The sequence below is a fragment of the Bradyrhizobium sp. LM2.9 genome (assembly GCF_054056555.1).
In genome coordinates, this window is record NZ_JBSRYJ010000002.1 from 6,859,289 (window position 1) to 6,881,405 (window position 22,117).

Sequence of the window (22,117 nt, forward strand, 5' to 3'; positions counted from 1 at the left end):
TAATTATCGTGCGCGGACGGCTGCGACAAGCGAGCCGCGACGAAAACCTACAGGATCGGGAGGAGCAAGTATTGCGGACAAAAGTCGCAATCATCGGGGCAGGGCCGGCTGGATTGTTGCTTGGGCAACTTCTGCACGGTTACGGCATCGACAACGTCATCCTGGAGCGCCAGAGCCCGGACTATGTGCTCGGCCGCATCCGCGCCGGCCTCCTGGAGGAGGGAACCGTCGCGCTGCTCGACCAGATCGGCGCCGGCGCGCGGGCGCATGCCGAAGGTCTGCTGCATGAAGGGATCGAGCTGGCCTTTTCCGGCCGCCGACACCGTATCGACATGAAGGCCGCGACCGGCAAGACGGTCATGATCTACGGCCAGACCGAGGTCACGCTCGACCTGATGAATGCGCGCAAGGCCGCCGGTCTCACCTCGGTCTACGAGGTCAAGGACGTGCAGCCGCATGATTTCGACGGCGGTCGCCCGCGCGTGACCTACGTCAAGGATGGCGTCACCCACACCATCGATTGCGACTTCATCGCCGGCTGCGACGGCTTTCACGGCGTCAGCCGCGCCAGCGTTCCGGCCTCGGCGATCGAGGAGTTCGAGCGGATCTATCCATTCGGGCTGGCTCGGGATCCTCTCCGATACCCCGCCGGTCAGCCACGAGCTGATCTATTCGAACCACGCCCGCGGCTTTGCGCTGTGCACCATGCGTTCGGCCAAACGCAGCCGTTACTATGTGCAATGCGCGCTCGACGACCATGTCGACCAATGGCCCGACCACCGCTTCTGGGACGAGCTCAAGAGCCGGCTCGACCAGGAGGCTGCGGACAGCCTGGTCACAGGACCCTCGATCGAGAAGAGCATTGCGCCCTTGCGCAGCTTCGTGGCCGAGCCGATGCGCTTCGGCAGGATGTTCCTGTGCGGTGACGCCGCCCATATCGTGCCGCCGACCGGGGCCAAGGGACTGAACCTCGCGGCCAGCGACGCCCATTATCTGTCGAGCGCGCTTCGCGAATTCTACGACGAGAAATCCAGCGCCGGGATCGACGCCTATTCCGCCAAGGCGCTGGCGCGAGTCTGGAAGGCCGTGCGGTTCTCCTGGTGGATGACCTCGATGCTGCACAAATTCCCCGACACCGGCACCATCGGCGCCCGCATCCAGCTCGCCGAGCTCGACTACGTCACGCAGTCGCAGGCCGCGATGACGTCGCTGTCGGAGAATTACGTGGGGCTGCCGTTTTGAAAATAGCTGTCATGCCCCGCGAAGGCGGGGCATCCAGTACGCCGCGGCCCGTCCGTATCACGTCACCGCCTCTGGAATACTGGGTCACCCGCTTTCGCGGGTGATGACAGTGGTTGTGGGGCGACAGTGCCGCTCGTTTCAAACACCCGCGCAAATTTCGTTTAAAACTTTGTAGGTGGTGAAACGGTCGTTTACATCGCGTTCAATGGCGGCAGCCAACGACGCGAGCCAGACATGACCAGCACCGACATTCCCGCCGGCTTCGAGCCGCATTTCCGAAAAGCGCCCCTCACCGACCCGTGGGAGCCGCTTTATTCCAGAAAGACCGATAAGGGCGTCACCGTGGGATTGCGGCTGGCGACACCGCACACCAACGCGCGCGGGCTGATCCATGGCGGATTGATTGCGGCGCTGGCCGATGCCGCCATGGGTTACAGCTGCGCGCAAGCGACGGGCTGGACGACGTCGCTCGTCACCATCTCGCTGTCGGTCGACTACGTCGGTGCCGGCGAAATCGGTCAATGGCTCGCGGTCGAGGGTGAGGCGATCAAGACCGGCAGCACGATCTGTTTCGCGCAGTGCCTCGCGAAGGCCGACGACGCCGTGATCGCGCGCGCCAGCGGCACCTTTCGCGTCGTGCCGAAGAAGGGGTGAATTCCCTTGTCCCGGACGCGGTGCGGCGCGAAGTGCCGCTCCGCAGAGCCGGGACCCATAGCCTTCTGGGCCCCGGCTCTGCGCAGCAACGCTATGCGTTGCAGCGCGTCCGGGGCACGAAAATCACCCAAATCTCCACTCCGCCGTCTCCACCACGAGATCGACGAATGCGCGCACCTTGGCTGAGAGCAGGCGCGAGGTCGGGTAGACGATGTGGATCGGCAGCGCCGGCTGCTCGTATTTCGCAAGCACGATCTTTAGCCGCCCGCGACGCAAGCCCTCGGCGGCCTGATAAGCCAGCACCCGCGTCACGCCACCGCCGGCCTCCGCATATTGCAGGGCGGCGTCGGCGCTGTTGCTGGCGAAGCGCGGTTCCGGCGTCACCTCGATGTCGCGGCCGTCCAGTACGAAGCGCCAGCTGGCGGATGGACCGAACGCGATGGTCTGGTGCGTGAGCAGTGCCTCCGGCGTCTTCGGCTCGCCATGGCGCTTCAGGTAACCCGGCGTCGCCACCACGATCCGCCGCATCTCGCCGACCTGGCGCGCGACCAGTGAGGAGTCGGCGAGATGGCCGATCCGCACCGCTACGTCGACGGCATCTTCCACGAGATTGACGAGGTTGTCCGACAGCCGCAATTCGCAGGTGACGTCGGGATAACGCTTGAGGTAGGCGGTCATGACAGACCCGACATGGAGACGGCCGAAGCCGACCGGAGCCGACACCACCAGACGTCCACTCGGCCGGTTGCGCTCCTCCCGCGCCGAGCCGTCGGCCTCCTCGACGTCGGCGAGGATGCGACGCGCGCGTTCCAGATAGCGCGTGCCGACGTCGGTCAGCCCCACCTGCCGGGTGGTCCGCTGCAGCAGCCGCGCGCCGAGATGTTCCTCCAGCGCCGCGATCAGCCGCGTCACCGCCGAGGGCGACAGCCGCAGTTTTCGTGCCGCTGGCGCAAAGCCGCGCAAATCGGCGACGGTGACAAAGACATGCATGGCTTCAAGGCGGTCCATCTCATTATTGCATATATTGCAACGATTAAGTGTCAAGCGGACAGATTGTTTTGGCAGCCGGAAGGTCCATTTTAGGTCCCGAAGACGCAGAGATGCGCCGGGATTTCAGGAGATGTTCCGATGACGGCAACTCACACCTACGCCAGCGACGTGGCATTCACGCCGGCGGTGAAATCGATCCAGACCCGAAAAGGATCACGCGAAGGCTATGCTCATGCCGAGCAGCGCGGCTGGCGCACCGAGGTCGACGAGAACCTCGCGGCGTTCATCGCTGATGCCAACAGCTTTTATTTCGCCACTGCCTCGGCCGATGGCCAGCCCTACATTCAGCACCGCGGCGGCCCGAAGGGCTTTTTGAAGGTGCTGGATAAGCAGACGCTCGCGTTCGCCGACTACGCCGGCAATCGGCAGTACATCACGCAGGGAAACCTGTCCGAAAATCCCAGGGCCTACATCTTTGTGATGGACTACGCCCATCGCCGCCGGGTGAAGATCTGGGGTGAGGCGCGCGTGGTCGAGGACGACGCCGCGCTGACGCAGTCCCTGATGCCGAAAGGCTACCGCGCGCGGCCGGAGCAGGTGATCCTGTTCAAGATCGAAGCGTGGGACACGAACTGCCCGCAGCACATCCCGCAGAAGTTCGACGCCGGCGATGTTGCGGCTGCGCTGGCGGCAAGGGATGCAAGGATCGCGGCGCTGGAGGCGGAGGTCGCGGCGTTGAAGGGGGAGAAGGGGGCGAGCTAGGCGACGGTCTTTCGCCTCTCCCCGAATCCTCCGATGTCATGCCCCGCGAAGGCGGGGCATCCAGTACGCCGTAGCGTCTCGGTTCAAGCACAGCGGTTTACGGAATACTGGATCGTCCGCCTTCGCGGACGATGACAGGTGAGTTTGAGAAGCAGAGCTACAACCCACTCGCGCCTTCGTGCTGGAAGCCGAGATAGCTCGCCGCCACCCGCTCGTTTGCGGCGATGTCGCTGGCCTTGCCGCTGAGCACGAATTCGCCGAGCTCCATCACGTAGGCCTGATCCGCGATCTTCAATGCGGCCTGCGCGTTCTGCTCGACCAGCAGCACGGAGACGCCGGCGGCACGCAGTTCGGTGACGATGCGGAAGATGTCGGCGACGATGATCGGAGCGAGGCCGAGGCTCGGCTCGTCCAGCATCAAGAGCTTGGGCTCGCCCATCAGCGCGCGGCCCATCGCGAGCATCTGCTGCTCGCCGCCGGAGAGCGTGCCGGCGAACTGCTTGCGCCGCTCCTTCAGCCGCGGAAACAGCGTGTAGACCCGCTCCATCGAGGCTTTCGCCTTGCTTCTCTCGATCCTGAAGGCGCCGAGTTCGAGATTGTCCTCGACATTCATGGTCACGAACAGTTCGCGGTGCTCGGGAACGAGACCGAGCCCCATCGCGACGCGATCCTCGATGTCGAGCCGGGAGAGGTCCTGGCCGGCAAAGGCGACGCGGCCCTTCAGCGGAAAAACGCCCATGATGGCCGAGAGCAGCGTGGTCTTGCCGGCGCCGTTGGCGCCGACGATGGTGACGATCTGGTTTTGGCCGACTTCGAGCGAGACCGAACGCACCGCCTCGACCTTGCCATAGGACACATGGGCGTCGGTGACGGACAACAGCGCGCTCATGCCGCCACTCCGAGATAGGCCTTGATCACTTCGGGATTGGTCTTGATCGTGGCCGGCGTTCCTTCCGCGATCTTGGTGCCGAAATCGAGCACCACGATGCGGTCGGCGAGGTTCATGACGAAGCCCATGTCGTGCTCGACAAGCAGCACGCTCATGCCGCCGTCGCGCAGCTCCCGCAGCAGCGTCGCGAGCCGCTGCTTCTCCATGTGGCGCAGGCCGGCGGCCGGCTCGTCGAGCAGCAGCAGCATCGGATCGACGCACAGCGCACGGGCGATCTCGACGATCCGTTGCTGTCCCAGCGAAAGCGCGCCTGCGAGCTGATGCATCTGCTCGCCAAGTCCGACGCGCTCGATCTGGCGGGCGGCTTCCGCGAGCAGCTTGGCCTCGTCGGCACGGTCCAGCCGCAGCATCGAGGAGATCGGCCCGGAATGGCCGCGCAGATGCGCGCCGATCGCGACGTTCTCCAGCACGGTCATGTCAGGCACCAGCTTGACGTGCTGGAAGGTGCGGGAGATGCCGAGCTTGACGATCTCCTGCGGCGGCGCCTTGTCGACCTTGTTGCCGAGCACGGAGATCGAGCCCGATGTGGCCGACAGCACGCCGGTGATCAGGTTGAACGTCGTGCTCTTGCCGGCGCCGTTCGGGCCGATCAGCGCAACGATCTCGCGGGCCTGGACGTCGAAGGAGACGCTATTTACCGCGACCACGCCGCCGAATTGCTTCCGCGCCTTCTCGACCTGGAGCAGGACGCCGGATTGGCCGGGCGAGCGGGTGCGCTGCGCCAGTTTCAGGGAGGTGTCCGGCTTTTTGCCACGGGTGCGCTCGGGCAGGAACGACATCAGCCAGGGCCAGACGCCGCCGGGTGCGAGCTGGAGCAGCGCCACCAGCATAATGCCGAACACGATGGTTTCGACCTGGCCGGAGCCCGGCAGGATCAGCGGCAGGTAGCTCTGGAGCACTTCTTTCAGGACCACGACGAGCGCCGCGCCGAGGACGCCGCCCCAGACATAACCGGCGCCACCGACCACGGCGATGAAGAGATATTCGATGCCGGCCTGCGCGCCGAACGGCGTGGGGTTCACCGCGCGCTGAAGATGAGCGTAGAGCCAGCCGGAGAGGCCGGCGAGCACGGCGGCATGGATGAACACCAGCATCTTGGCCCGCGGCGTGTGCACGCCGAATGCTTCGGCCGCGACATGGCCGCGCCGGAGCGCGCGGATGGCGCGGCCGGTGCGGGAGTCCAGCAGGTTCATCGTGAGCAGCGCCGAGACGATCACGGCCACCCAGATCGCGTAATAGATCGAGCCGGGCGAGAGCATCTTGAACGAGCCGATCGACAGCGGCGGGATCGCCGAGATGCCGTCGTTCCTTCCTAAAAATTCCAGCTTGCTGAAGAGATAGAACAAGCCGAGTCCCCAGGCGAGCGTGCCGAGCGGCAGATAGTGGCCGGAGAGACGGACCGTGACGAGGCCGAGCAGCACCGCCAGCAAGCCGCTGACCAGCAGCGACAGCGGCAGCGTCAGCCAGGGCGACATCCCGTAGGCCGTCGACAGCACCGCGGTGGTGTAGGCGCCGAAGCCGACGAAGGCCGCTTGTCCAAACGAGGTCAGGCCGCCGACGCCGGTCAGCAGCACGAGGCCCATCGCGACGAGGGCGGTGAGGCCGATATTGTCGAGCAGCACGATCCAGAACGGGGGCATGCCCGGAACGAACGGGATCGCCGCCATGAGAAGCGCGAAGATGAGGATGGGGAGCCGGCTCTGCATCTTGGCGTCAGTCCTTCTCTTCCTCGACCGCGGGGGCAGCGAGCGAGCGCAGCAGCAGCACGGGGATCAAGAGCATGAAAACAATCACCTCCTTGTAGTTGGAGGCATAGAAGGACGAGAACGCCTCGACGATGCCGACGAACAGCGCTGCGACGGCGGTGAGGGGATAGCTGACGAGACCGCCGATGATCGCGGCGACAAAGCCCTTCAGGCCGATCAGGAAGCCCGAGTCGTAATAGAGCGTCGTGATCGGCACGATCATGATGCCCGACAATGCGCCGATGACGGACGCCAGCAGGAAGGCGATTTGCCCGGACAGCGTCGTGCGGATGCCGACGAGCCGGGCACCCAGCCGGTTCACGGCGGTCGCGCGCAGCGCTTTGCCGTAAAGTGTCAGCCCGAAGAACAGCCACAGCCCGACGATGAAGGCGATGGTGATGCCGTAGACCGTGATGCTCTGGCCGGTGAAGCGCAGCGCGCCGGCGGTGAAAGAGCCGGACAGTACGGCAGGTCCGCGCTGGCCCTCGGCGCCGAAGAACAAAAGGCCCAATCCCTGAAGCGCGAGGTGGACGCCCACCGAGGCGATCAGCAGCACCAGCACGGAGGTGTGCGCCAGCGGTTGGAATGCGATACGGTAGAGAAACAGGCCGATCATCGCCACGATCACCAGCGACAGCGCGATGCAGACCGCAACCGGCGGCTTCTGAGCGGCGTAGTAGACAGTCAGCGCCAGCACGATGGCCGGGAGCACGATGTTGGTGAGGGCGCTGCGCAGGACCAGGCGTCCGTGCAGCGCCTTGCGCGCGGCGAACAGGTCGAACGCGAAGGCGCCGATGCCCAGGGCGAGCGCGAGTTTCGCCGTACCCGGCATCTGGCCCGCAGCCAGCGAGGCATAGGTCAGCGCACCATAGGTGACGAATTCGCCTTGTGGGATGAGGATCACGCGGGTGACGGCGAACACCAGCACCAGCGCGAGGCCGAGCAGCGCATAGATTGCGCCATTGGTGATGCCGTCCTGCAGCAGGAACAGCATGATGGTGGTATTCAAGACCGGACGCTCCCCCTCAAAGATTAAGGACCGGTCCCCTGATAGTCGTGGACGGTCCGCTCACAGCCATTGAAAAACGCTGACGATATTTGATATGGTCCATAACAATTATCAAATATAACTTCAAGGGTGGCGGGACGACCCTCCCGAACTTAGCGGGATTACGAGCATGAGGCGATGACCGTTTCGAAAACCTCCGAAAAGTCCTCTGAAAAGCCCGCCGATCCGGCCAAGGTCCGCAAAGACGCGGCCGAGGTGCAAGGTCCAGGGGCCCGGCGAAGCCCTCCAGCTCGGCGAGCTCTCGGAGCAGCTCGGCTATGTGCTGAAGCGGGCGCAGCTCAAGGTGTTCGAGAACTTCCTGCGCTGCATGGCCTCGCTTCAGCTCACGCCCGCGCAGTTCTCCGTTCTGCTGCTGGTCGAGAAAAATCCGGGCCGTAACCAGACCGAGATCGCCTCCACCCTCGGCATCCTGCGCCCGAATTTCGTCGCCATGCTCGACAATCTCGAGAGCCGCGACCTTTGCGCGCGGATCCGCTCCACCAACGACCGCCGCTCGCACATCCTGGTGCTGACCGACAAGGGCAAGGCGGTGCTGGCCCGCGCCAAGAAGCTCGTCGCCACCAAGCACGAGGCCCGGCTGAACGAGCTGCTCGGCCCCTCCAACCGCGAAGCGCTGCTCGGGATGCTCTCGAAGATCGCCAACGAGTTTTAACGGGGCGGTCGGCTCAGCTGTCGTCGCCCGCGAAGGCGGGCGATCCAGTGTTCCAGGGGCAGTAGTGGGTGATGGAGAAGCCGCGGCGTACTGGATTTCCTGCCTTCGCGGGAAATGACGCTGTGATTGGGGCAGGCGCCTCAGTCGACCAGAATCACCCTTATATCGTTCACGTTGGTCAGCGTGGGCCCCGGCAGCAACAGGTCACCCGTCGCCTCGAAGAACGTCGTCGCGTCGTTGCTGGCGAGATACGCCTGCGGCTGCAGCCCCTGCGCCTTCATCTTCGCGAACGTCGCCGCGTCGATCAGCGCGCCGGCGGGGTCGGTGGGATTGCCGGCACCGCCATCGGCGCCGTCGGTATCGCCAGCGAGCGCGGAGATGTTTGGCGTGTCCTTCAACAGGTCGGCGAGCGCCAGCGCGTATTCCTGGTTCGGGCCGCCGCGCCCCTGGCCGCGCACGGTGACCGTGAGCTCGCCGCCGGAGAGGATCGCGACGCGCTTGCCTTGCGCGCGGGCCTGAAGCGCCAGCCTGGCGTGATCGGCGGCAACCTCGCGGGCCTCCCCTTCCAGATCGGCGCCGAGATCGATGGTCTCGTAACCTGCCTCGTGCGCGAGTTTCACCGCGGCATCGAGCGATTGCTTCGGACGTGCGATCAATTCGAAATGCGCGCGTGCGAAGGCGGCGTCACCCGGTTTGCAGCTCTCGTTGGCGGGGACGTCCAGCGCGCGGCGGACGGCATCGTCGATGTCGAGCTTGTACTTGGTCACGATCGCACGCGCGTCGGCGAGCGTGGTCGAATCGGGCACGGTGGGGCCCGAGGCGATCGCGGAGGGGTCGTCATGCGGCACGTCGGAGATCGCGAGCGTAATGATCTCGGCGGCATTTTTGCCGGCGCGCGCCAGCCGCCCGCCCTTGATCCGCGACAGGTGCTTGCGCACGATATTCATCTCGCCGATCGGCGCGCCCGAGCGGAGCAGCGCCTTGTTGACCGCCTGCTTCTGCGCGAAGCTGATGCCGTCGACAGGCGCGATCCAGTTCGCCGAGCCACCGCCGGTGAGCAGCACCAGGAGAAGGTCATCGGGTCCGGCCTCGCTTGCGAGCGCGAGGGTATCGGCCGCGCCCTTCAGGCCGGCCTCGTCAGGCACGGGATGGCCGGCCTCGACCACGCGGATGCGGCGGGTCGGCACGCCGTAGCCGTGGCGCGTGGTGGCGATGCCGACGAGGCGCTCCGGTGCGAGCCCGAGCGTGTCGAGATAATGCCGCTCTGCCGCCGCGGCCATCGCGGCCGCGCCCTTGCCGGCGGAGAGGCAGATCACGCGTCCCCTCGGTGCAGGCCGCAAGTGAGGCGCCAGCACAGTGTTGGGATGGGCGGCGGCAACGGCGGCGTCGTAGAGCGCGCGGAGCAGGGGGCGTCGGTCGGTCATGACGAAAGGCCTTGAGCGGACAGAAAAGACTGGCGGCAAACGCGCCGTTCACCTGCCTACCGCATCAGGCGCGAAAGCGTAAGCGGGCTTTGTCGTCATTCGATTGTGCAATCGCGTGATCATAATCGGCGCGCAAGCAAAAACCCCCTGCGAGAGTTCGCAGGGGGCTTGTTGTCGTGTCGGGGCTAGCCGCCGACGTCGGCGCTGATCACGTCGCCGAACAGCTCCCACTTGTCGCCCTTGAACTTCTCGAGCCGGAGCTGGCTGATCGGGGCAAAGTCGGTCGGGGACGTGTTGATCTGGATTCCCGGCAGCAGCGCCTCCGTGCGGAAGTTCTTCATGCCAGCGGCCTGCTTCATGATGTTCTCGCGCGTGAGATTATCACCGCACTGCTTCAAGACGTGGACCAGCGTCTGTGCCACGGCATAGCCGACGATGGTGCCCTTATCGAGCTTGTCGCCGTCGGGGAAGTATTTGGTCATGAACGCAAGAAAGTCCTTCATGCCGGGATCGTTGGCCCATTCGGGATCCGACACGTCCTTCAGATAATCGGCCGAGATAATGTCCTGGCCGTTCTCGAACCCGGCAGGCTTCATCACGCTGCCGACGGAGGCAGAGACGTTGTTGAGGAAGTGCAGCGGCTTCCAGCCGATCTCGGCGTTCTTCTTGATCGCCTGGGCTGCGAATTTCGGCGTCGTGATGTTCATGAAGACGTCGGCGCCGGTCGATTTCAGCTTGACGATGTGGTTGTCGATGCTCGGCTCCGAAGTCTCATAGCTCTCTTCGATGACGATCATCGAGGCGGCCTTGGCGCCGAGGCCGTCCTTCAGGCCCTTGAGATAGTCCTTGCCGTAATCGTCGTTCTGGAACAGCACGGCGATCTTGGCGTCGGGCTTGTTCTTGAGCAGCCACTTCGCGTAGATCTGCGTCTCGCTCTGGTAGTTGGGCTGCCAGCCCATCGTCCACGGGAAGTTCTGCGGATCGTTCCACTTGGTGGCGCCGGTCGCGACGAAGAGCTGCGGCACCTTCTTCGAGTTCATGTATTTGTGGATCGCCGAGTTCGGCGGTGTGCCGAGCGAGTTGAAGATGAGCAGCACCTCGTCGCTCTCGACCAGCTTGCGCGCCTGCTCCACCGTCTTCGGCGGCGAATAGGCGTCGTCGTAAGAGATGAAGTTGATCTTGCGGCCGTTGATGCCGCCTTCGTCGTTGATCTTCTTGAAATAGGCGGCTTCGGTCCGCCCGATGATGCCGTAGGCGGAGGCCGGTCCGCTGTAGGGCATGATGTTGCCGACCTTGATCTCGGTATCGGTCGCGCCGGTATCGTATTTCTTCTGGGCCGATGCAGTGGAGGCCGAGGCCGCAATGAGCGCAAGCGCCAGTGACGCGGCCGCAAGTTTGCCGGTGACAGCGGGCATTCCTATCTCCCTATTTTCTTGGTGTGTGTGCGTTCCTTTTCTTGCGTTGCTTGTTTTTGGTGACGCGGCCGCAATTCAATACGATTTACCTGATGCCTTCAACAGAAAGCCCCTGCGACGGCGTCGCAGGGGCTGCTTCTTTAGTAGTCAAAGGCGGCCGCGGGATCGTGTGCGCTGCGAAAAAATCGCGACCGCCGCTGATTGATTAATTTGAATAGCGCGATTTTGAGTTGATCGGGCTCAATGGCCAGGATCGCTCGATATGATGTCGCCGAACAGCTCCCATTTCTTGCCTTTGAATCGCATCATCTGGAGCTGCTCGATCGGGGCGAAATTGTCCGGCGCGGTGTTGATCTTGATGCCGGGCAAGAGCGTATCGGGCTCGAAATCCTTCAGGCTGGCGGCCTGCTTCATGACGTTTTCGCGGGTAAGGTCATCGCCGCACATCTGCAGCACCTTCACCATGGTCTGCGCGGCGGCATAGCCGAACACCACGCCGGCATCGAGCTTGTTGGCCGTGGGAGCGTATTGCGCGAGGAAGTTATAGAACTTCTTCATGCCGTCATCGGCGTTCCATTGCGGGTCGGAGCCGTCCTTGGTGTAGCTCGCCGACAGGATGCCTTGCGAGATCTCGAGCCCCGCCGGCTCGAGCACGCCGCCGACCGAGGCCGAGACGTTGGAGATGATGTGGACCGGGTGCCAGTTGATCTCGGCCGCCTTCTTGATCGCCTGGGCGGCAAATTTCGGCGTGGTGATGCTGATGAGGATGTCGGCGCCGGCGGCCTTCAATTTCACGACGTGCTCGTCGATGGCCGGTTCGGACGTGTCGTAGCCTTCCTCCAGCACGATCATCGAGGCCTTGGGCCCAAGGCCGTCCTTCAGCCCCTTCAGATAGTCCTTGCCGAAATCGTCGTTCTGGTAGAGCACGCCGATCTTGCCGTCCGGCTTCTCCTTCATGATGTACTTGGCGTAGATGTGCGCCTCGCTCGCATAGCTCGGCTGCCAACCCATGGTCCAGGGATACTGCCTGGGATCGTTCCACTTCGAAGCGCCGCTCGCCACGAACAATTGCGGCACCTTCTTCTCGTTCATGTATTTGCGGATGGCGCCGTTGGTGGAGGTGCCGAGCGAGCCGAAGATCAGCAGCACCCCGTCGCTCTCGACCAGCTTGCGCGCCTGCTCCACCGTCTTCGGCGGCGAATAGCCGTCGTCATAGGAGATGAACTTGATCTTGCGGCCGCCGATGCCGCCCTCGGCATTGATCTTGTTGAAATAGGCTTCCTCGGCCTTGCCGATCGCCGCGTAGGCGGAGGCCGGGCCGCTATAGGGCATGATGTTGCCGATCTTGATCTCGGTATCGGAAGCGCCGCTGTCGTATTTTTTCTGCGCCAGTGCAGGGCCGCTCATCGCAGTGCACAATATGAATGCGGCCAACAGGGCCGCAACCTGAAATCGAACAGCAGTCATTTCTCTCCCACCCCGGCTGGATCGGCGCCGCATTGAACAAGATTGACGCTCGACGTCAACAAAAAGCCCCCGCGATTGCTCGCGGGGGCTTCTCGAGGCGTTGGATTATTGCGTCAGAGTATCACTCCGTGGCGACGTCGCCGCTGATGATCTCGCCGAAGAGTTCCCACTTCTCGCCTTTGAAGCGCTGCATCTGGAGCTGCGCGATCGGGGCGAAGTCGGTGGCGCTGGTGTTGATCTTGACGCCGCCGGGCAGCAGCGTGTCCGGAGCAAAATCCTTCAATGAGGCCGCCTGCTTCATGATGTTGGCCCGGGTCAAATCGTCGCCGCACATCTCCAGGACCTTGGCCAGCGTCGACGCCGCGCCGTAGCCATAGACCATGCTGGTGTCGGATTTGTCGGCACCCGGCATGTACTTGTCGACGAACTCGTTCCACTTCTTCATGCCGGGGTCGTTGGCCCACTGCGGGTCCGTCGAGTCCTTGGCGTAGGCGGCCGAGAGCACGTTCTGCGCAGCCTCGAAGCCGGCCGGCTTCATCACGCTGCCGACCGAGATCGACACGTTGGTGAGGATCTGGAGCGGCTTCCAGCTCAGCTCGGCTGTCTTCTTGATGGTTTGGGCAGCGAATTTCGGCGTCGTGTAGATCAACAGCACGTCGGGATTGGCAGCCTTGATCTTGACGATGTGACCGTCGATCGACGGCTCGGACACCTCGTAGCTCTCTTCCATGATGATCATGGACGCGCCCTTGGCGCCCAAGCCGTCCTTGGTGCCCTTGAGGTAGTCTTTGCCGAAATCGTCATTCTGGTAGAGGATCGCGATCTTGGCGTCCGGCTTTTCCTTCAACAGCCATTTCGCGTAGATCTGCGCTTCGCTCTGGTAGGAGGGTTGCCAGCCCATGGTCCAGGGAAAGTTTTTCGCGTCGTTCCACTTGGTGGCGCCGGTGGCGACGAACAGCTGCGGGATCTTCTTGGCGTTGAGGTACTTCTGGATCGCGCTGTTCGAGGGCGTGCCGAGCGGGTTGAACACGGCCAGCACCTCGTCGCTCTCGACCAGCTTGCGGACCTGCTCGACGGCCTTGGGCGGCGAATAGCCGTCGTCATAGGTGACGAAGGTGATCTTGCGGCCGTTGATGCCGCCCTTGTCGTTGACCATCTTGAAATAGGCTTCTTCGGTCTTGCCGATGATGCCATAGGCCGACGCCGGGCCGCTGTACGGCATGATGTTGCCGATCTTGATCTCGGTATCGGACGCGCCGGTGTCGTATTTCTTCTGCGCGAGTGCTGCGCCGGAGGTGAGAGTGATGACCGCCGTTGCCGTGACCAGCGCAGCGGTTCGCAGTGTTCTTTCAAAAAGCAATTCGGGTCTCCTTGGTTAAATTAACGGATTTTCAGTTCTTTCTGAGCCGGCCGACGAGTTGCTGGCCCAGAATCGCGATCTGCCTTGCGCCGTGCGGCACCAGGTAGATGACGAGGAACAACAGTACGCCGAATACCGCGCCGGACAGGCCTTTGGAGATGCCCTCCGCCATGTTCGGCACGAAGATGATGAAGGCTGCGCCGACGAACGAGCCGGGCAGCCAGCCGACGCCGCCGACGACCATGCCGAGGAACAGCGAGATCGCCAGCGTGATGGTGTAGCTGTCGGGCGCGACGAACTGCACGGCGATGGCGCCAAGCGAGCCGGCAACGCCGGTGATGCCGGCGGACACGCCGAAGGCCAGCGTCTTGTAGAGCGCGACGTTGACGCCCATCGAGGAGGCCGCGATCTCGTTGTCGCGGATCGCCATGAAGGCGCGGCCCGAGCGGGAGCGCAGCAGGTTCACCGAGAAGATGTAGATCGCGAGCACGACGGCGAGTGAGAAGTAGTATAGCCACATGTCCTGCGACATCGGCAGCCCGAACGGCGCGTCCGGCTTGGTGACGACGAGGCCCTGCACGCCGCCGGTCCAGTGCTCGAGGAAGTTCAGCTTCAGCAGCTGCGGCATCGCGGTGGCAAGCGCAAAGGTCGCGAGCGCGAGATAGACGCCCGACAGCCGCAGCGCCGGCTTGCCGAACAGGTAGCCGAATCCGAAGCAGACCGCGGCGGAAATCGGAATTGTCAGCGCATAGTTGACGTTGAAGTACTCCATCAGCACCGCCGACGTATAAGCGCCCACGGCGTAGAAGGCGCTCTGGCCGAGCGAGAACTGGCCGGAGCCGCCCGTCAGGATGTTCAAGGCCAGCACCGCCAGCCCGTAGATCAGGAGCATCGTCATCTGGAAGATGATGAAGTTCTTGACGAACACCGGCACGATCAACAGCACCGCCAGCACCAACAGGGAGGTGCCCGTGCCCAGCGTCATCGCCCGCTTCGGAACCGCATCGATCGCCGGGGCTTCCGTTACGACATCTTCTGCAGCGCTCATATCAAACTCGCTTGACGATGTGCCGGCCGAACAGGCCAGCGGGTTTGACGACCAGGACGGAGATGATCAGCGCGAGCGCGATCGGGAGCTTCAGCTCGTTGCCGACGCCGGGAATGTAGGTGCCGGCGAGGTTTTCGAAGACGCCGACCAGGAAGCCGCCGACCACGGCGCCGAACGGGCTGGTCAGTCCGCCGAGCACCGCCGCGGCGAAGCCGTAGATCAGCACGCCGCCCATCATGTTGGGCTCGAGGAACACGACCGGTGCGATCAGCATGCCGGCGATTGCACCGATCGCGGAGGCCATGCCCCAGCCCAACGCGATCATCCAACTCGTGTTGATGCCGACCAGCCGGGCCGATTCAGGCACGGAGGCGGCCGCGCGCATGGCGAGGCCGATCTTGGTGTACTGGAAGAAGAAGTAGAGGCCGAGCAGCAGCAGCACGGTAACGCCGATCATGCCGGCCTGGTGGGTCGAGATCAGCTGGCTGCCGAGGAACGGCGAGGAACCGAACGGGGTCGGATACTGCTTGATGGTGAAGTCCCAGATCAGGCCAGCCGAGGAGTTGATGATCGCGAACAGCGCGATGAAGCCGGCGACGTTGGTCAGCACCGGCGCCTTGGCGAGCGGCTTGAAAAGAATGCGCTCGATCGCGATGCCGCCGACGAAGGATAATGCCAGCGTGATCACGAAGGCGGCCCAATAGGGGATGCCCCATTGCATCAGCTGCCAGGAGATGAAGGTCGAGAACATCGCCATCTCGCCCTGCGCGAAGTTGAGATGGTCGATCGCCTGGTAGATCATGACCACGGCGAGCGCCATGCAGGCGTAAATCGCGCCCGTGGCGATCCCGGCCAGCACCTGGTTGGTGAAAAGCTCCATCGTGCCGGCTCCTCAGTAGCCCAGATAGGATTTGCGGATTTCTTCGTTGTTCGCGATGTCCTTGGCATTGCCCGACATCACGATGCGTCCGGTCTCGATCACATAGGCCTGGTCGGCGAGCTCGAGCGCGAGCTGGGCGTTCTGCTCCACCACCAGGATCGACACCTTGTCCTCGCGGTTGATCTTCCCGAGGATGCCGAACAGGTCGCGCACGACGAGCGGCGCCAGGCCGAATGACGGCTCGTCCAGCAGCATCAGCCGCGGCCGCAGCATCAGGGCGCGGGCGACCGCGAGCATCTGCTGCTCGCCGCCCGAAAGCGTGCCGGCCTGCTGGGTGTGCCGCTGCTTCAGCACCGGGAAATGCGCATACATCCGCTCGATGTCGGAGACGATGCCGGCGCTGTCCTTGCGGGTGATGGCGCCGAGCTGGAGGTTCTCCTCCACTGTCATGGTGGTGAAGGTTCCGCGGCCCTGCGGCACATGCGCGATACCGAACCGCACGATGCTCTCGGTGGAGCGGTTGTTCAGCGGCTTGCCGTCGAACTCGATGCCGCCGGTGGAGCGCACCATATTGCAGATCGCGCGCAGCGTAGTGGTCTTGCCGGCGCCGTTCGCCCCTAACAGCGTCGTCAGCGATCCCTCGCTGAGCGAGAAGGACAGGCCGTGAAGCGCCTGGACCTGGCCGTAATAGGCGCGCAGGTCCTTGACGTTGAGCAGCGTCGTCATTGGTCCTTGCTCCCGAGATAGGCCTTGATGACGTCGGGATCCGCCTGCACCTGGGCCGGCGTGCCTTCCGCGAGCTTCTTGCCGAAATTCAGCGCGACGACGTGGTCGGCGATCGACATCACGAGGCCCATGTGGTGCTCCACCAGCAGCACGGTCATGTGGCGCTCGTCGCGGATGCGGCGAATGAGGTCGCCGAGAACGTGGACTTCCTCGTGGTTGAGGCCGCCGGCGGGCTCGTCGAGCAGCAGGATCTTCGGATCGGCAGCAAGCGCGCGCGCCAGCTCGACGCGTTTTTGCGTGCCGAAAGGCAGGCCGGACACGACGGTGTGGGCGACATCCTCGAGGTTCAGATAGGCGAGGATCTCGTGCACCTTCTTGTTGACGTCGGCTTCGCTGCGGCGAATCCAGGCGAGACGCAGCGAGTCACTGATGATGTCGCTGGAGGTGCGGGCATGGGTGCCGACGCGGACATTGTCCATCACCGAGAGGTTCGGAAACAGCGCCACGTTCTGGAAGGTGCGGCCGATGCCGATCTCCGCGATCCGGTGCGGCGGCCGCTTCAGGATGGTCGCGCCCTCCATCAGGATGTCGCCGGACGACGGCTGATAGAGCCGGGAGAGGCAGTTGAAGAGCGTGGTCTTGCCAGCGCCGTTGGGGCCGATCAAGCCGAGGATCTGGCCCTTGTGCATGTCGAAGGACACGCCGTTGAGCGCGACAATGCCGCCGAACACGACGCTGACGTCGCGAACCGCGAGCAGGGGCGATGTCCCCTGCGCGAGCTGTGCCTGCGTCATCTCGTCTCGCCCACGCTGTTGAGTGGACGAAGGGGCGATACGAACCGCTCCTGATGATCACAAAGGCTATCTGATCCCCTCGACCACACGCGCAACTTTTCCTCCTGATTTCAGCTTTTTGCTGACGTCTTTTTTGGAATGCGGCATCAGACCCCCGAGCGCCGCTTCGATGTTCCTTACCATCGCAAGCAGACGCGGTCCAATGTCGTTGATCAAACGCTCTTCCGTGAAGCGGAATGCGGGCGCGCCGCAATTAAATGCGTAGGGACCGGTTCCGTCATTGAGCTTGAGCGCGACGCCGGCGGCGCCGATGTCGTCGTGCCAGTCGCCGACCGAGGTCGCAAAACCATGTTTCGCGATTGTTTCGCCGGAACGTTCCAGTCCGTCGCGCATCTTGGGCCAGCGGCTGCCGTAATGCTCGCGCAGATCGCGCAACAATTCGGCACGCTCGTCGTCGTTCAGCGCCCAGAAATAGGCGCGGCCCATCGCGGTGGTTGCAATCGGCACGCGGGAGCCGACGTCAAGTTGAACGCCGACCGTCTCGCTGCCGCGGCTTTGCCCGAAATAGATCATGCTTTGGCGGTCGCGGCCACCGATCGCGACGGCTCCCCCGGTCGCGCGCATCATTTCCTCGCGGAACGGTTCGGACAAATGCCGAACGCCGAGATTGGATAGCGCCGCGTAGCCGAGCGCCATCGCAGCCGGCGCAAGCTGATACTTCTCGAAGCGGGGAACCGGCGTCAGATAACCGAGCTTCGTCAACGTATAGGTCAGCCGCGAAACGGTCGGTTTGGGCAGGTTGGTGCGGGCCGCGATTTCCTGATTGCCAAGAAGTCCGTCGCTGGGCTGGAATGCGCGCAATACGTCTAGTCCGCGGGAAAGCGCGACGACGAAATTCCGATCGGTCGCGGTCTTCTTTCCTGTACGCTTCATCCCTGATCTGCTTCTTGCGCGGAGTCGTTGACAAGCCACGTGCTTCAAAATAACCCTGCCGTCAAGATGCGGAATTAAATTCCGCAATGCGAAATCGAACAAAGTTACCCAGCAAGGAGGGACATCGTGAGCGAAGTGGTCAAGCTTGAGCGTCATGACGAAGTCGGGATCGTCACGGTCGACAGCCCTCCGGTCAATGCGCTGAGTGCCGCGGTTCGCGGCGGTATTTTGGAGTGCATCAAGGCCGCGATCGCCGATCCCGCGATCAAGGGCATTGTGCTGACCTGCGCTGGCCGCACCTTCATTGCCGGCGCCGACATCACCGAATTCGGCAAGCCGCCGAAGGCGCCCGCCCTCAACGACGTGCTTTCCGAGATCGAGAATTCGCCGAAGCCGGTCGTTGCCGCGATCCACGGCACCGCACTCGGCGGCGGCCTCGAGGTCGCGCTCGCCTGTCATTTTCGCGTCGCTGTAAAAGAAGCCAAGCTCGGCCTGCCCGAGGTGAAGCTCGGCCTGCTGCCGGGCGCAGGCGGCACCCAGCGCCTGCCGCGCGCGGTCGGACCGGAGCTTGCGGTCAAGATGATCGTCAGCGGTGATCCGATCGGTGCGGCGGAAGCGCTGAAAAACGGCCTGATCGAAGAGATCGTCGAGGGCCCGGCTGCCGGAGGCGAGGCCTTCGTGCGAAAGCTGCTGGCCGAAAAGCGCCCGCTGCGCCGCCTGCGTGACGACGATTCCAAGATCGCTGCGGCCAAGGCCGATCGCTCGATCTTCACCAATGCGGTCGCCGCCATGACCAAGAAGTCGCGCGGCCTGGAAGCGCCCTTCGCGGCGGCCGACGCCGTCGGCTACGCCATTGACCTACCGTTCGACGAAGGTCTGAAGAAGGAGCGCGAGGGCTTCCTGAAGCTCGTCGCCAGCGATCAGTCCAAGGCGCAGCGCTATGCCTTCTTCGCCGAGCGCGAGGCCAGCAAGATCGCCGGCGTGCCTGAAGGCACCAAGTCGCGGCCCGTGAACCGCGTCGCCATCCTCGGCGCTGGCACCATGGGCGGTGGCATCGCGATGTCATTTGCCAATGCCGGCGTTCCCGTCACCCTGATCGAGACCGGCGAAGAGCAGCTCAAGCGCGGCCTCGGCATCATGCAGAAGAACTGGGAAGCGACCGCGGCGCGCGGCGGCATCCCGGCGGATGCGCCCGCCAAGCGCATGGCGCTGATCAACGGCGTCGTCGGCATCGAGAACGTCGGCGATGCTGACTTGGTCATCGAAGCCGTGTTCGAGACCATGGCGGTGAAGAAGGAAGTGTTCGGCAAGCTCGACCAATACGTCAAGCCGGGCGCCGTGCTCGCCTCCAACACCTCGTACCTGAACATCGACGAGATCGCGCAGTCGACCAAGCGCCCGCAGGACGTGCTCGGCATGCACTTCTTCTCGCCGGCCAACGTCATGAAACTGTGCGAGATCGTGCGCGCCGACAAGACCGCGCCGGACGCCCTTGTGACGGCTGTCTCGATCGCGCGCAAAATTGCGAAAGTGCCGGCCGTGGTCGGCGTCTGCGACGGCTTTGTCGGCAACCGCATGCTCGCCCAGCGCGGCAAGCAGTCCGAGAAGCTGTTGTTCGAAGGTGCCTTGCCGCAGCAGGTCGACGCCGTGGTGACGAAGTTCGGCATGCCGATGGGCCCGTTCGCGATGGGCGACCTCGCCGGCCTCGATATCGGCTGGCGCTCACGCAAGGACCGCGGCATCAAGTCCGAGATCGCGGACGCGCTCTGCGAAGCCGGTCGCTTCGGCCAGAAGACCGGCAAGGGCTATTACAAGTACGAAGCCGGCTCCCGCTCGGCGCTGCCCGATCCCGAGGTCGAAAAGCTGATCGACGAGACGCTGCTCCGTTTGGGCCGCAAGAAGCGCGTTGTCAGCGAAGACGAGATCCTCGAGCGCATGATGTACCCGATGATCAACGAGGGCGCGAAGATTTTGGAAGAAGGCATCGCGGCGCGTCCCTCCGATATCGATGTGGTCTGGCTCTACGGCTATGGCTGGCCGATCTACCGCGGTGGTCCGATGTTCTGGGCCGACACCGTCGGCCTCAAGCACATCGCCGATCGTCTCTCCTTCTATGCCAGGGAGACCAACGATCCCAGCCTCGAGCCCGCGCCGCTGCTGAAGAAGCTCGCGGCCGAAGGCAAGACCTTCGCCTCGCTCGCGGCGGCCTCGAAAGCGGCGTGATGGCGGCTGGCACGCTCTCTCGGCTCCCTTCCCCCTTATGGGGGAAGGGAGCCGGTCCGCTTGTGCCCACCCCACACGACACCGTCACGACCGCCCTACAGAGTATCGATCGTTAATGACCCATCCCGGCGAACAGTTTTATCCCGAAGGCGTGCGTTGGGACGACACCATCGTCCAGGGCTCGCTGCCTGACCTGCTGGCAAAAGCCGCCGCCGAGTACGGCCCGCGCACCGCGCTGGAATTCCGGGAGCGTCCGATCAGTTACACCGAACTCGCCGCGATGGCGGAGCGTGCGGCTGCCGCGTTCCTGCGCGCCGGATGCGGCAAGAACACCTCCATCGCGCTGTTTCTCGGCAACACGCCCGATCACCCCGTCAATTTCTTCGGCGCGCTGAAGGCCGGCGCGCGCGTTGCGCATCTCTCCCCGCTCGACGGCGAGATTGCGCTGACTCACAAGGTCTCCGATTCCGGCTCGCGCCTGCTCGTCACGTCCAACCTCGCGGCGCTGCTGCCCACCGCGCTGAAGTTCCTGGAGAAGGGGTTGATCGATCGCCTCGTCGTCTGCGAGGACGACTATTGGGGCAAGGTCGGCACGCCGCAGGCCGCGATCCCCGTTGATCCCCGCATCGTCACCTTCAAGACCTTCGTCGAGGGCGCGACCGCGCCGGCGCAGTGGCCGTCCGTGACGGCCGACGACGTCGCGCTGCTGCAATATACCGGTGGCACCACCGGCCTGCCCAAGGGCGCGATGCTCACCCATGGCAACCTCACCTCTGCCGTGTCGATCTACGACGTCTGGGGCAAGCCGTCGCGCGTGACGCGGGGCGATGCCATCGAGCGCGTGATCTGTGTGCTGCCGCTGTTCCACATCTACGCGCTCACCGTCGTGCTGTTATCCTCGCTCAGCCGCGGCAATCTGATCTCGCTGCATCAGCGTTTTGACGTCCAAGCAGTAATGCGCGATATCGAAATCAAGCGCGCGACCTATTTCCCGGGCGTGCCGACGATGTGGATCGCGATCGCAGCCCTTCCCGATCTCGACAAGCGTGACTTCTCTTCGCTGGCGACGATCGGCTCCGGGGGTGCGCCGCTTCCGGTGGAGATCGCAAATTTCTTCGAGCGCAAGGTCGGCAAGAAGCTTCGCAGCGGCTGGGGCATGACCGAGACCTGCTCGCCCGGCACCGGCCATCCGCCCACAGGTCCCGACAAGCCCGGCTCGATCGGCTTGATGCTGCCCGGCATCGAGCTCGATGTCGTCTCGCTGGACAATTCCACGAACGTGCTGCCGCCGGGCGAAGTCGGCGAGATCCGCATCAAGGGCCCGAACGTCACCCAGGGCTACTGGAACAAGCCGAAGGAATCCGCGGAGTCCTTTGCCGACGGCCGCTTCCTCACCGGCGACATCGGTTACGTCGACACGGACGGCTATTTCTTCCTGGTCGACCGCAAGAAGGACATGATCATCTCCGGCGGCTTCAACGTTTATCCGCAGATGATCGAGCAGGCGATCTACACCATTGCCGGCGTGCACGAGGTGATCGTGCTCGGCATTCCCGACCAGTACCGCGGCGAGGTCGCGAAGGCCTTCATCAAGCTGAAACCGGACGCAAAGCCGTTCTCGCTCGACGATTTGCGCGCGCAGCTCACCGGCAAGCTCGGCAAGCACGAATTGCCGGCCGAGGTCGAATTCGTCGACGATCTGCCGCGCACGCCGGTCGGAAAGCTGTCGCGCCACGAGTTGCGTCAGCAGCAGAAACCATCACAATCCGCCCAACTTGCCACCC

Annotated in this window: 17 protein-coding genes and 2 pseudogenes; 6 read left to right on the forward strand and 13 right to left on the reverse strand. The window is 63.9% G+C overall.

Annotated elements, in window-relative coordinates:
- The first annotated feature begins 71 nt into the window (after positions 1–71).
- Together pobA and ACVWW3_RS35025 are read left to right on the forward strand one after the other, a co-directional pair.
- Positions 72–1,242, forward strand: a pseudogene (pobA, locus tag ACVWW3_RS35020) (4-hydroxybenzoate 3-monooxygenase).
- 234 nt (positions 1,243–1,476) lie between these two features.
- The gene (locus ACVWW3_RS35025; RefSeq protein WP_354044611.1) at positions 1,477–1,896 is read left to right on the forward strand and encodes a PaaI family thioesterase; all 420 of its coding nucleotides are present in this window, start codon (positions 1,477–1,479) and stop codon (positions 1,894–1,896) included.
- 123 nt (positions 1,897–2,019) lie between these two features.
- On the opposite strand, the gene ACVWW3_RS35030 is transcribed toward ACVWW3_RS35025, so the two are convergent.
- Complete coding sequence (locus ACVWW3_RS35030) at positions 2,020–2,904, reverse strand: LysR family transcriptional regulator (RefSeq protein ID WP_456651651.1); 885 nt, start codon at positions 2,902–2,904, stop codon at positions 2,020–2,022.
- Between the two features lie 120 nt (positions 2,905–3,024).
- Between ACVWW3_RS35030 and ACVWW3_RS35035 the strand changes: the two genes are divergently transcribed.
- On the forward strand, positions 3,025–3,648 hold the full coding sequence (locus ACVWW3_RS35035; protein ID WP_456651650.1) for a pyridoxamine 5'-phosphate oxidase family protein: 624 nt from the start codon (positions 3,025–3,027) through the stop codon (positions 3,646–3,648).
- 157 nt (positions 3,649–3,805) lie between these two features.
- On the opposite strand, the gene ACVWW3_RS35040 is transcribed toward ACVWW3_RS35035, so the two are convergent.
- Genes ACVWW3_RS35040 through ACVWW3_RS35050 form a run of 3 tightly spaced genes read right to left on the reverse strand, consistent with a single transcriptional unit; the run spans position 3,806 to position 7,351 of the window.
- Positions 3,806–4,537, reverse strand: coding sequence for an ABC transporter ATP-binding protein (locus tag ACVWW3_RS35040; protein WP_456651649.1), 732 nt, complete (start codon positions 4,535–4,537; stop codon positions 3,806–3,808).
- Positions 4,534–6,303, reverse strand: coding sequence for a branched-chain amino acid ABC transporter ATP-binding protein/permease (locus tag ACVWW3_RS35045; protein WP_456651648.1), 1,770 nt, complete (start codon positions 6,301–6,303; stop codon positions 4,534–4,536). The genes ACVWW3_RS35040 and ACVWW3_RS35045 overlap by 4 nt, the downstream gene beginning before the upstream one ends.
- Before the next feature lie 7 nt (positions 6,304–6,310).
- Positions 6,311–7,351, reverse strand: a complete 1,041-nt coding sequence (locus ACVWW3_RS35050; RefSeq protein ID WP_456651647.1) for a branched-chain amino acid ABC transporter permease — start codon at positions 7,349–7,351, stop codon at positions 6,311–6,313.
- 223 nt (positions 7,352–7,574) lie between these two features.
- Here ACVWW3_RS35050 and ACVWW3_RS35055 point away from each other — a divergent pair, with 223 nt between their 5' ends.
- Positions 7,575–8,063 (forward strand): MarR family winged helix-turn-helix transcriptional regulator, encoded by a 489-nt coding sequence (locus ACVWW3_RS35055; protein WP_456672436.1) that lies wholly within the window; start codon positions 7,575–7,577, stop codon positions 8,061–8,063.
- A 140-nt stretch (positions 8,064–8,203) separates the two neighbouring features.
- Here ACVWW3_RS35055 and ACVWW3_RS35060 read toward each other — a convergent pair whose 3' ends face one another.
- The 9 genes from ACVWW3_RS35060 to ACVWW3_RS35100 form a co-directional block, all read right to left on the reverse strand.
- On the reverse strand, positions 8,204–9,487 hold the full coding sequence (locus ACVWW3_RS35060) for a glycerate kinase type-2 family protein (protein ID WP_456651646.1): 1,284 nt from the start codon (positions 9,485–9,487) through the stop codon (positions 8,204–8,206).
- A gap of 185 nt (positions 9,488–9,672) precedes the next feature.
- Positions 9,673–10,902 (reverse strand): ABC transporter substrate-binding protein, encoded by a 1,230-nt coding sequence (locus tag ACVWW3_RS35065; protein WP_247343937.1) that lies wholly within the window; start codon positions 10,900–10,902, stop codon positions 9,673–9,675.
- Positions 10,903–11,142: 240 nt separating this feature from the next.
- Positions 11,143–12,369: an ABC transporter substrate-binding protein gene (locus ACVWW3_RS35070; RefSeq protein ID WP_354103076.1), complete on the reverse strand. Its 1,227-nt coding sequence runs from the start codon at positions 12,367–12,369 to the stop codon at positions 11,143–11,145.
- Positions 12,370–12,490: 121 nt separating this feature from the next.
- Positions 12,491–13,729 (reverse strand): ABC transporter substrate-binding protein, encoded by a 1,239-nt coding sequence (locus tag ACVWW3_RS35075; RefSeq protein WP_456672306.1) that lies wholly within the window; start codon positions 13,727–13,729, stop codon positions 12,491–12,493.
- 31 nt (positions 13,730–13,760) lie between these two features.
- A complete protein-coding gene (locus tag ACVWW3_RS35080; RefSeq protein WP_247343930.1) occupies positions 13,761–14,777 on the reverse strand; it encodes a branched-chain amino acid ABC transporter permease in 1,017 nt (338 codons plus the stop codon).
- Between the two features lies 1 nt (position 14,778).
- Positions 14,779–15,657, reverse strand: coding sequence for a branched-chain amino acid ABC transporter permease (locus ACVWW3_RS35085; RefSeq protein ID WP_247343927.1), 879 nt, complete (start codon positions 15,655–15,657; stop codon positions 14,779–14,781).
- A 12-nt stretch (positions 15,658–15,669) separates the two neighbouring features.
- Entirely contained in the window at positions 15,670–16,383 is a 714-nt protein-coding gene (locus tag ACVWW3_RS35090; protein WP_007599709.1) for an ABC transporter ATP-binding protein, read from the reverse strand.
- Positions 16,380–17,177: an ABC transporter ATP-binding protein gene (locus ACVWW3_RS35095; RefSeq protein WP_354044619.1), complete on the reverse strand. Its 798-nt coding sequence runs from the start codon at positions 17,175–17,177 to the stop codon at positions 16,380–16,382. Before ACVWW3_RS35095 ends, ACVWW3_RS35090 begins: the two co-directional genes overlap by 4 nt.
- A gap of 66 nt (positions 17,178–17,243) precedes the next feature.
- Positions 17,244–18,110: an IclR family transcriptional regulator gene (locus ACVWW3_RS35100; protein ID WP_247343920.1), complete on the reverse strand. Its 867-nt coding sequence runs from the start codon at positions 18,108–18,110 to the stop codon at positions 17,244–17,246.
- A 126-nt stretch (positions 18,111–18,236) separates the two neighbouring features.
- Between ACVWW3_RS35100 and ACVWW3_RS35105 the strand changes: the two genes are divergently transcribed.
- Both ACVWW3_RS35105 and pimA read left to right on the forward strand, forming a co-directional pair.
- The gene (locus tag ACVWW3_RS35105) at positions 18,237–20,333 is read left to right on the forward strand and encodes a 3-hydroxyacyl-CoA dehydrogenase NAD-binding domain-containing protein (protein ID WP_456651644.1); all 2,097 of its coding nucleotides are present in this window, start codon (positions 18,237–18,239) and stop codon (positions 20,331–20,333) included.
- Between the two features lie 115 nt (positions 20,334–20,448).
- Positions 20,449–22,116, forward strand: a pseudogene (gene pimA, locus ACVWW3_RS35110) (dicarboxylate--CoA ligase PimA); the annotation flags it as partial.
- Position 22,117 lies beyond the last annotated feature (1 nt).

What these genes read in the sequence shown, in the direction of transcription:
- ACVWW3_RS35060 (WP_456651646.1), bottom strand. Translation starts at nt 9,487, where the DNA reads ATGACCGACCGACGCCCCCTGCTCCGCGCGCTCTACGACGCCGCCGTT.
- ACVWW3_RS35035 (WP_456651650.1), top strand. Translation starts at nt 3,025, where the DNA reads ATGACGGCAACTCACACCTACGCCAGCGACGTGGCATTCACGCCGGCG.
- ACVWW3_RS35095 (WP_354044619.1), bottom strand. Translation starts at nt 17,177, where the DNA reads ATGACGCAGGCACAGCTCGCGCAGGGGACATCGCCCCTGCTCGCGGTT.
- ACVWW3_RS35045 (WP_456651648.1), bottom strand. Translation starts at nt 6,303, where the DNA reads ATGCAGAGCCGGCTCCCCATCCTCATCTTCGCGCTTCTCATGGCGGCG.
- ACVWW3_RS35025 (WP_354044611.1), top strand. Translation starts at nt 1,477, where the DNA reads ATGACCAGCACCGACATTCCCGCCGGCTTCGAGCCGCATTTCCGAAAA.
- ACVWW3_RS35100 (WP_247343920.1), bottom strand. Translation starts at nt 18,110, where the DNA reads ATGAAGCGTACAGGAAAGAAGACCGCGACCGATCGGAATTTCGTCGTC.
- ACVWW3_RS35090 (WP_007599709.1), bottom strand. Translation starts at nt 16,383, where the DNA reads ATGACGACGCTGCTCAACGTCAAGGACCTGCGCGCCTATTACGGCCAG.
- ACVWW3_RS35080 (WP_247343930.1), bottom strand. Translation starts at nt 14,777, where the DNA reads ATGAGCGCTGCAGAAGATGTCGTAACGGAAGCCCCGGCGATCGATGCG.
- ACVWW3_RS35065 (WP_247343937.1), bottom strand. Translation starts at nt 10,902, where the DNA reads ATGCCCGCTGTCACCGGCAAACTTGCGGCCGCGTCACTGGCGCTTGCG.
- ACVWW3_RS35030 (WP_456651651.1), bottom strand. Translation starts at nt 2,904, where the DNA reads ATGGACCGCCTTGAAGCCATGCATGTCTTTGTCACCGTCGCCGATTTG.
- ACVWW3_RS35070 (WP_354103076.1), bottom strand. Translation starts at nt 12,369, where the DNA reads ATGACTGCTGTTCGATTTCAGGTTGCGGCCCTGTTGGCCGCATTCATA.
- ACVWW3_RS35085 (WP_247343927.1), bottom strand. Translation starts at nt 15,657, where the DNA reads ATGGAGCTTTTCACCAACCAGGTGCTGGCCGGGATCGCCACGGGCGCG.
- ACVWW3_RS35040 (WP_456651649.1), bottom strand. Translation starts at nt 4,537, where the DNA reads ATGAGCGCGCTGTTGTCCGTCACCGACGCCCATGTGTCCTATGGCAAG.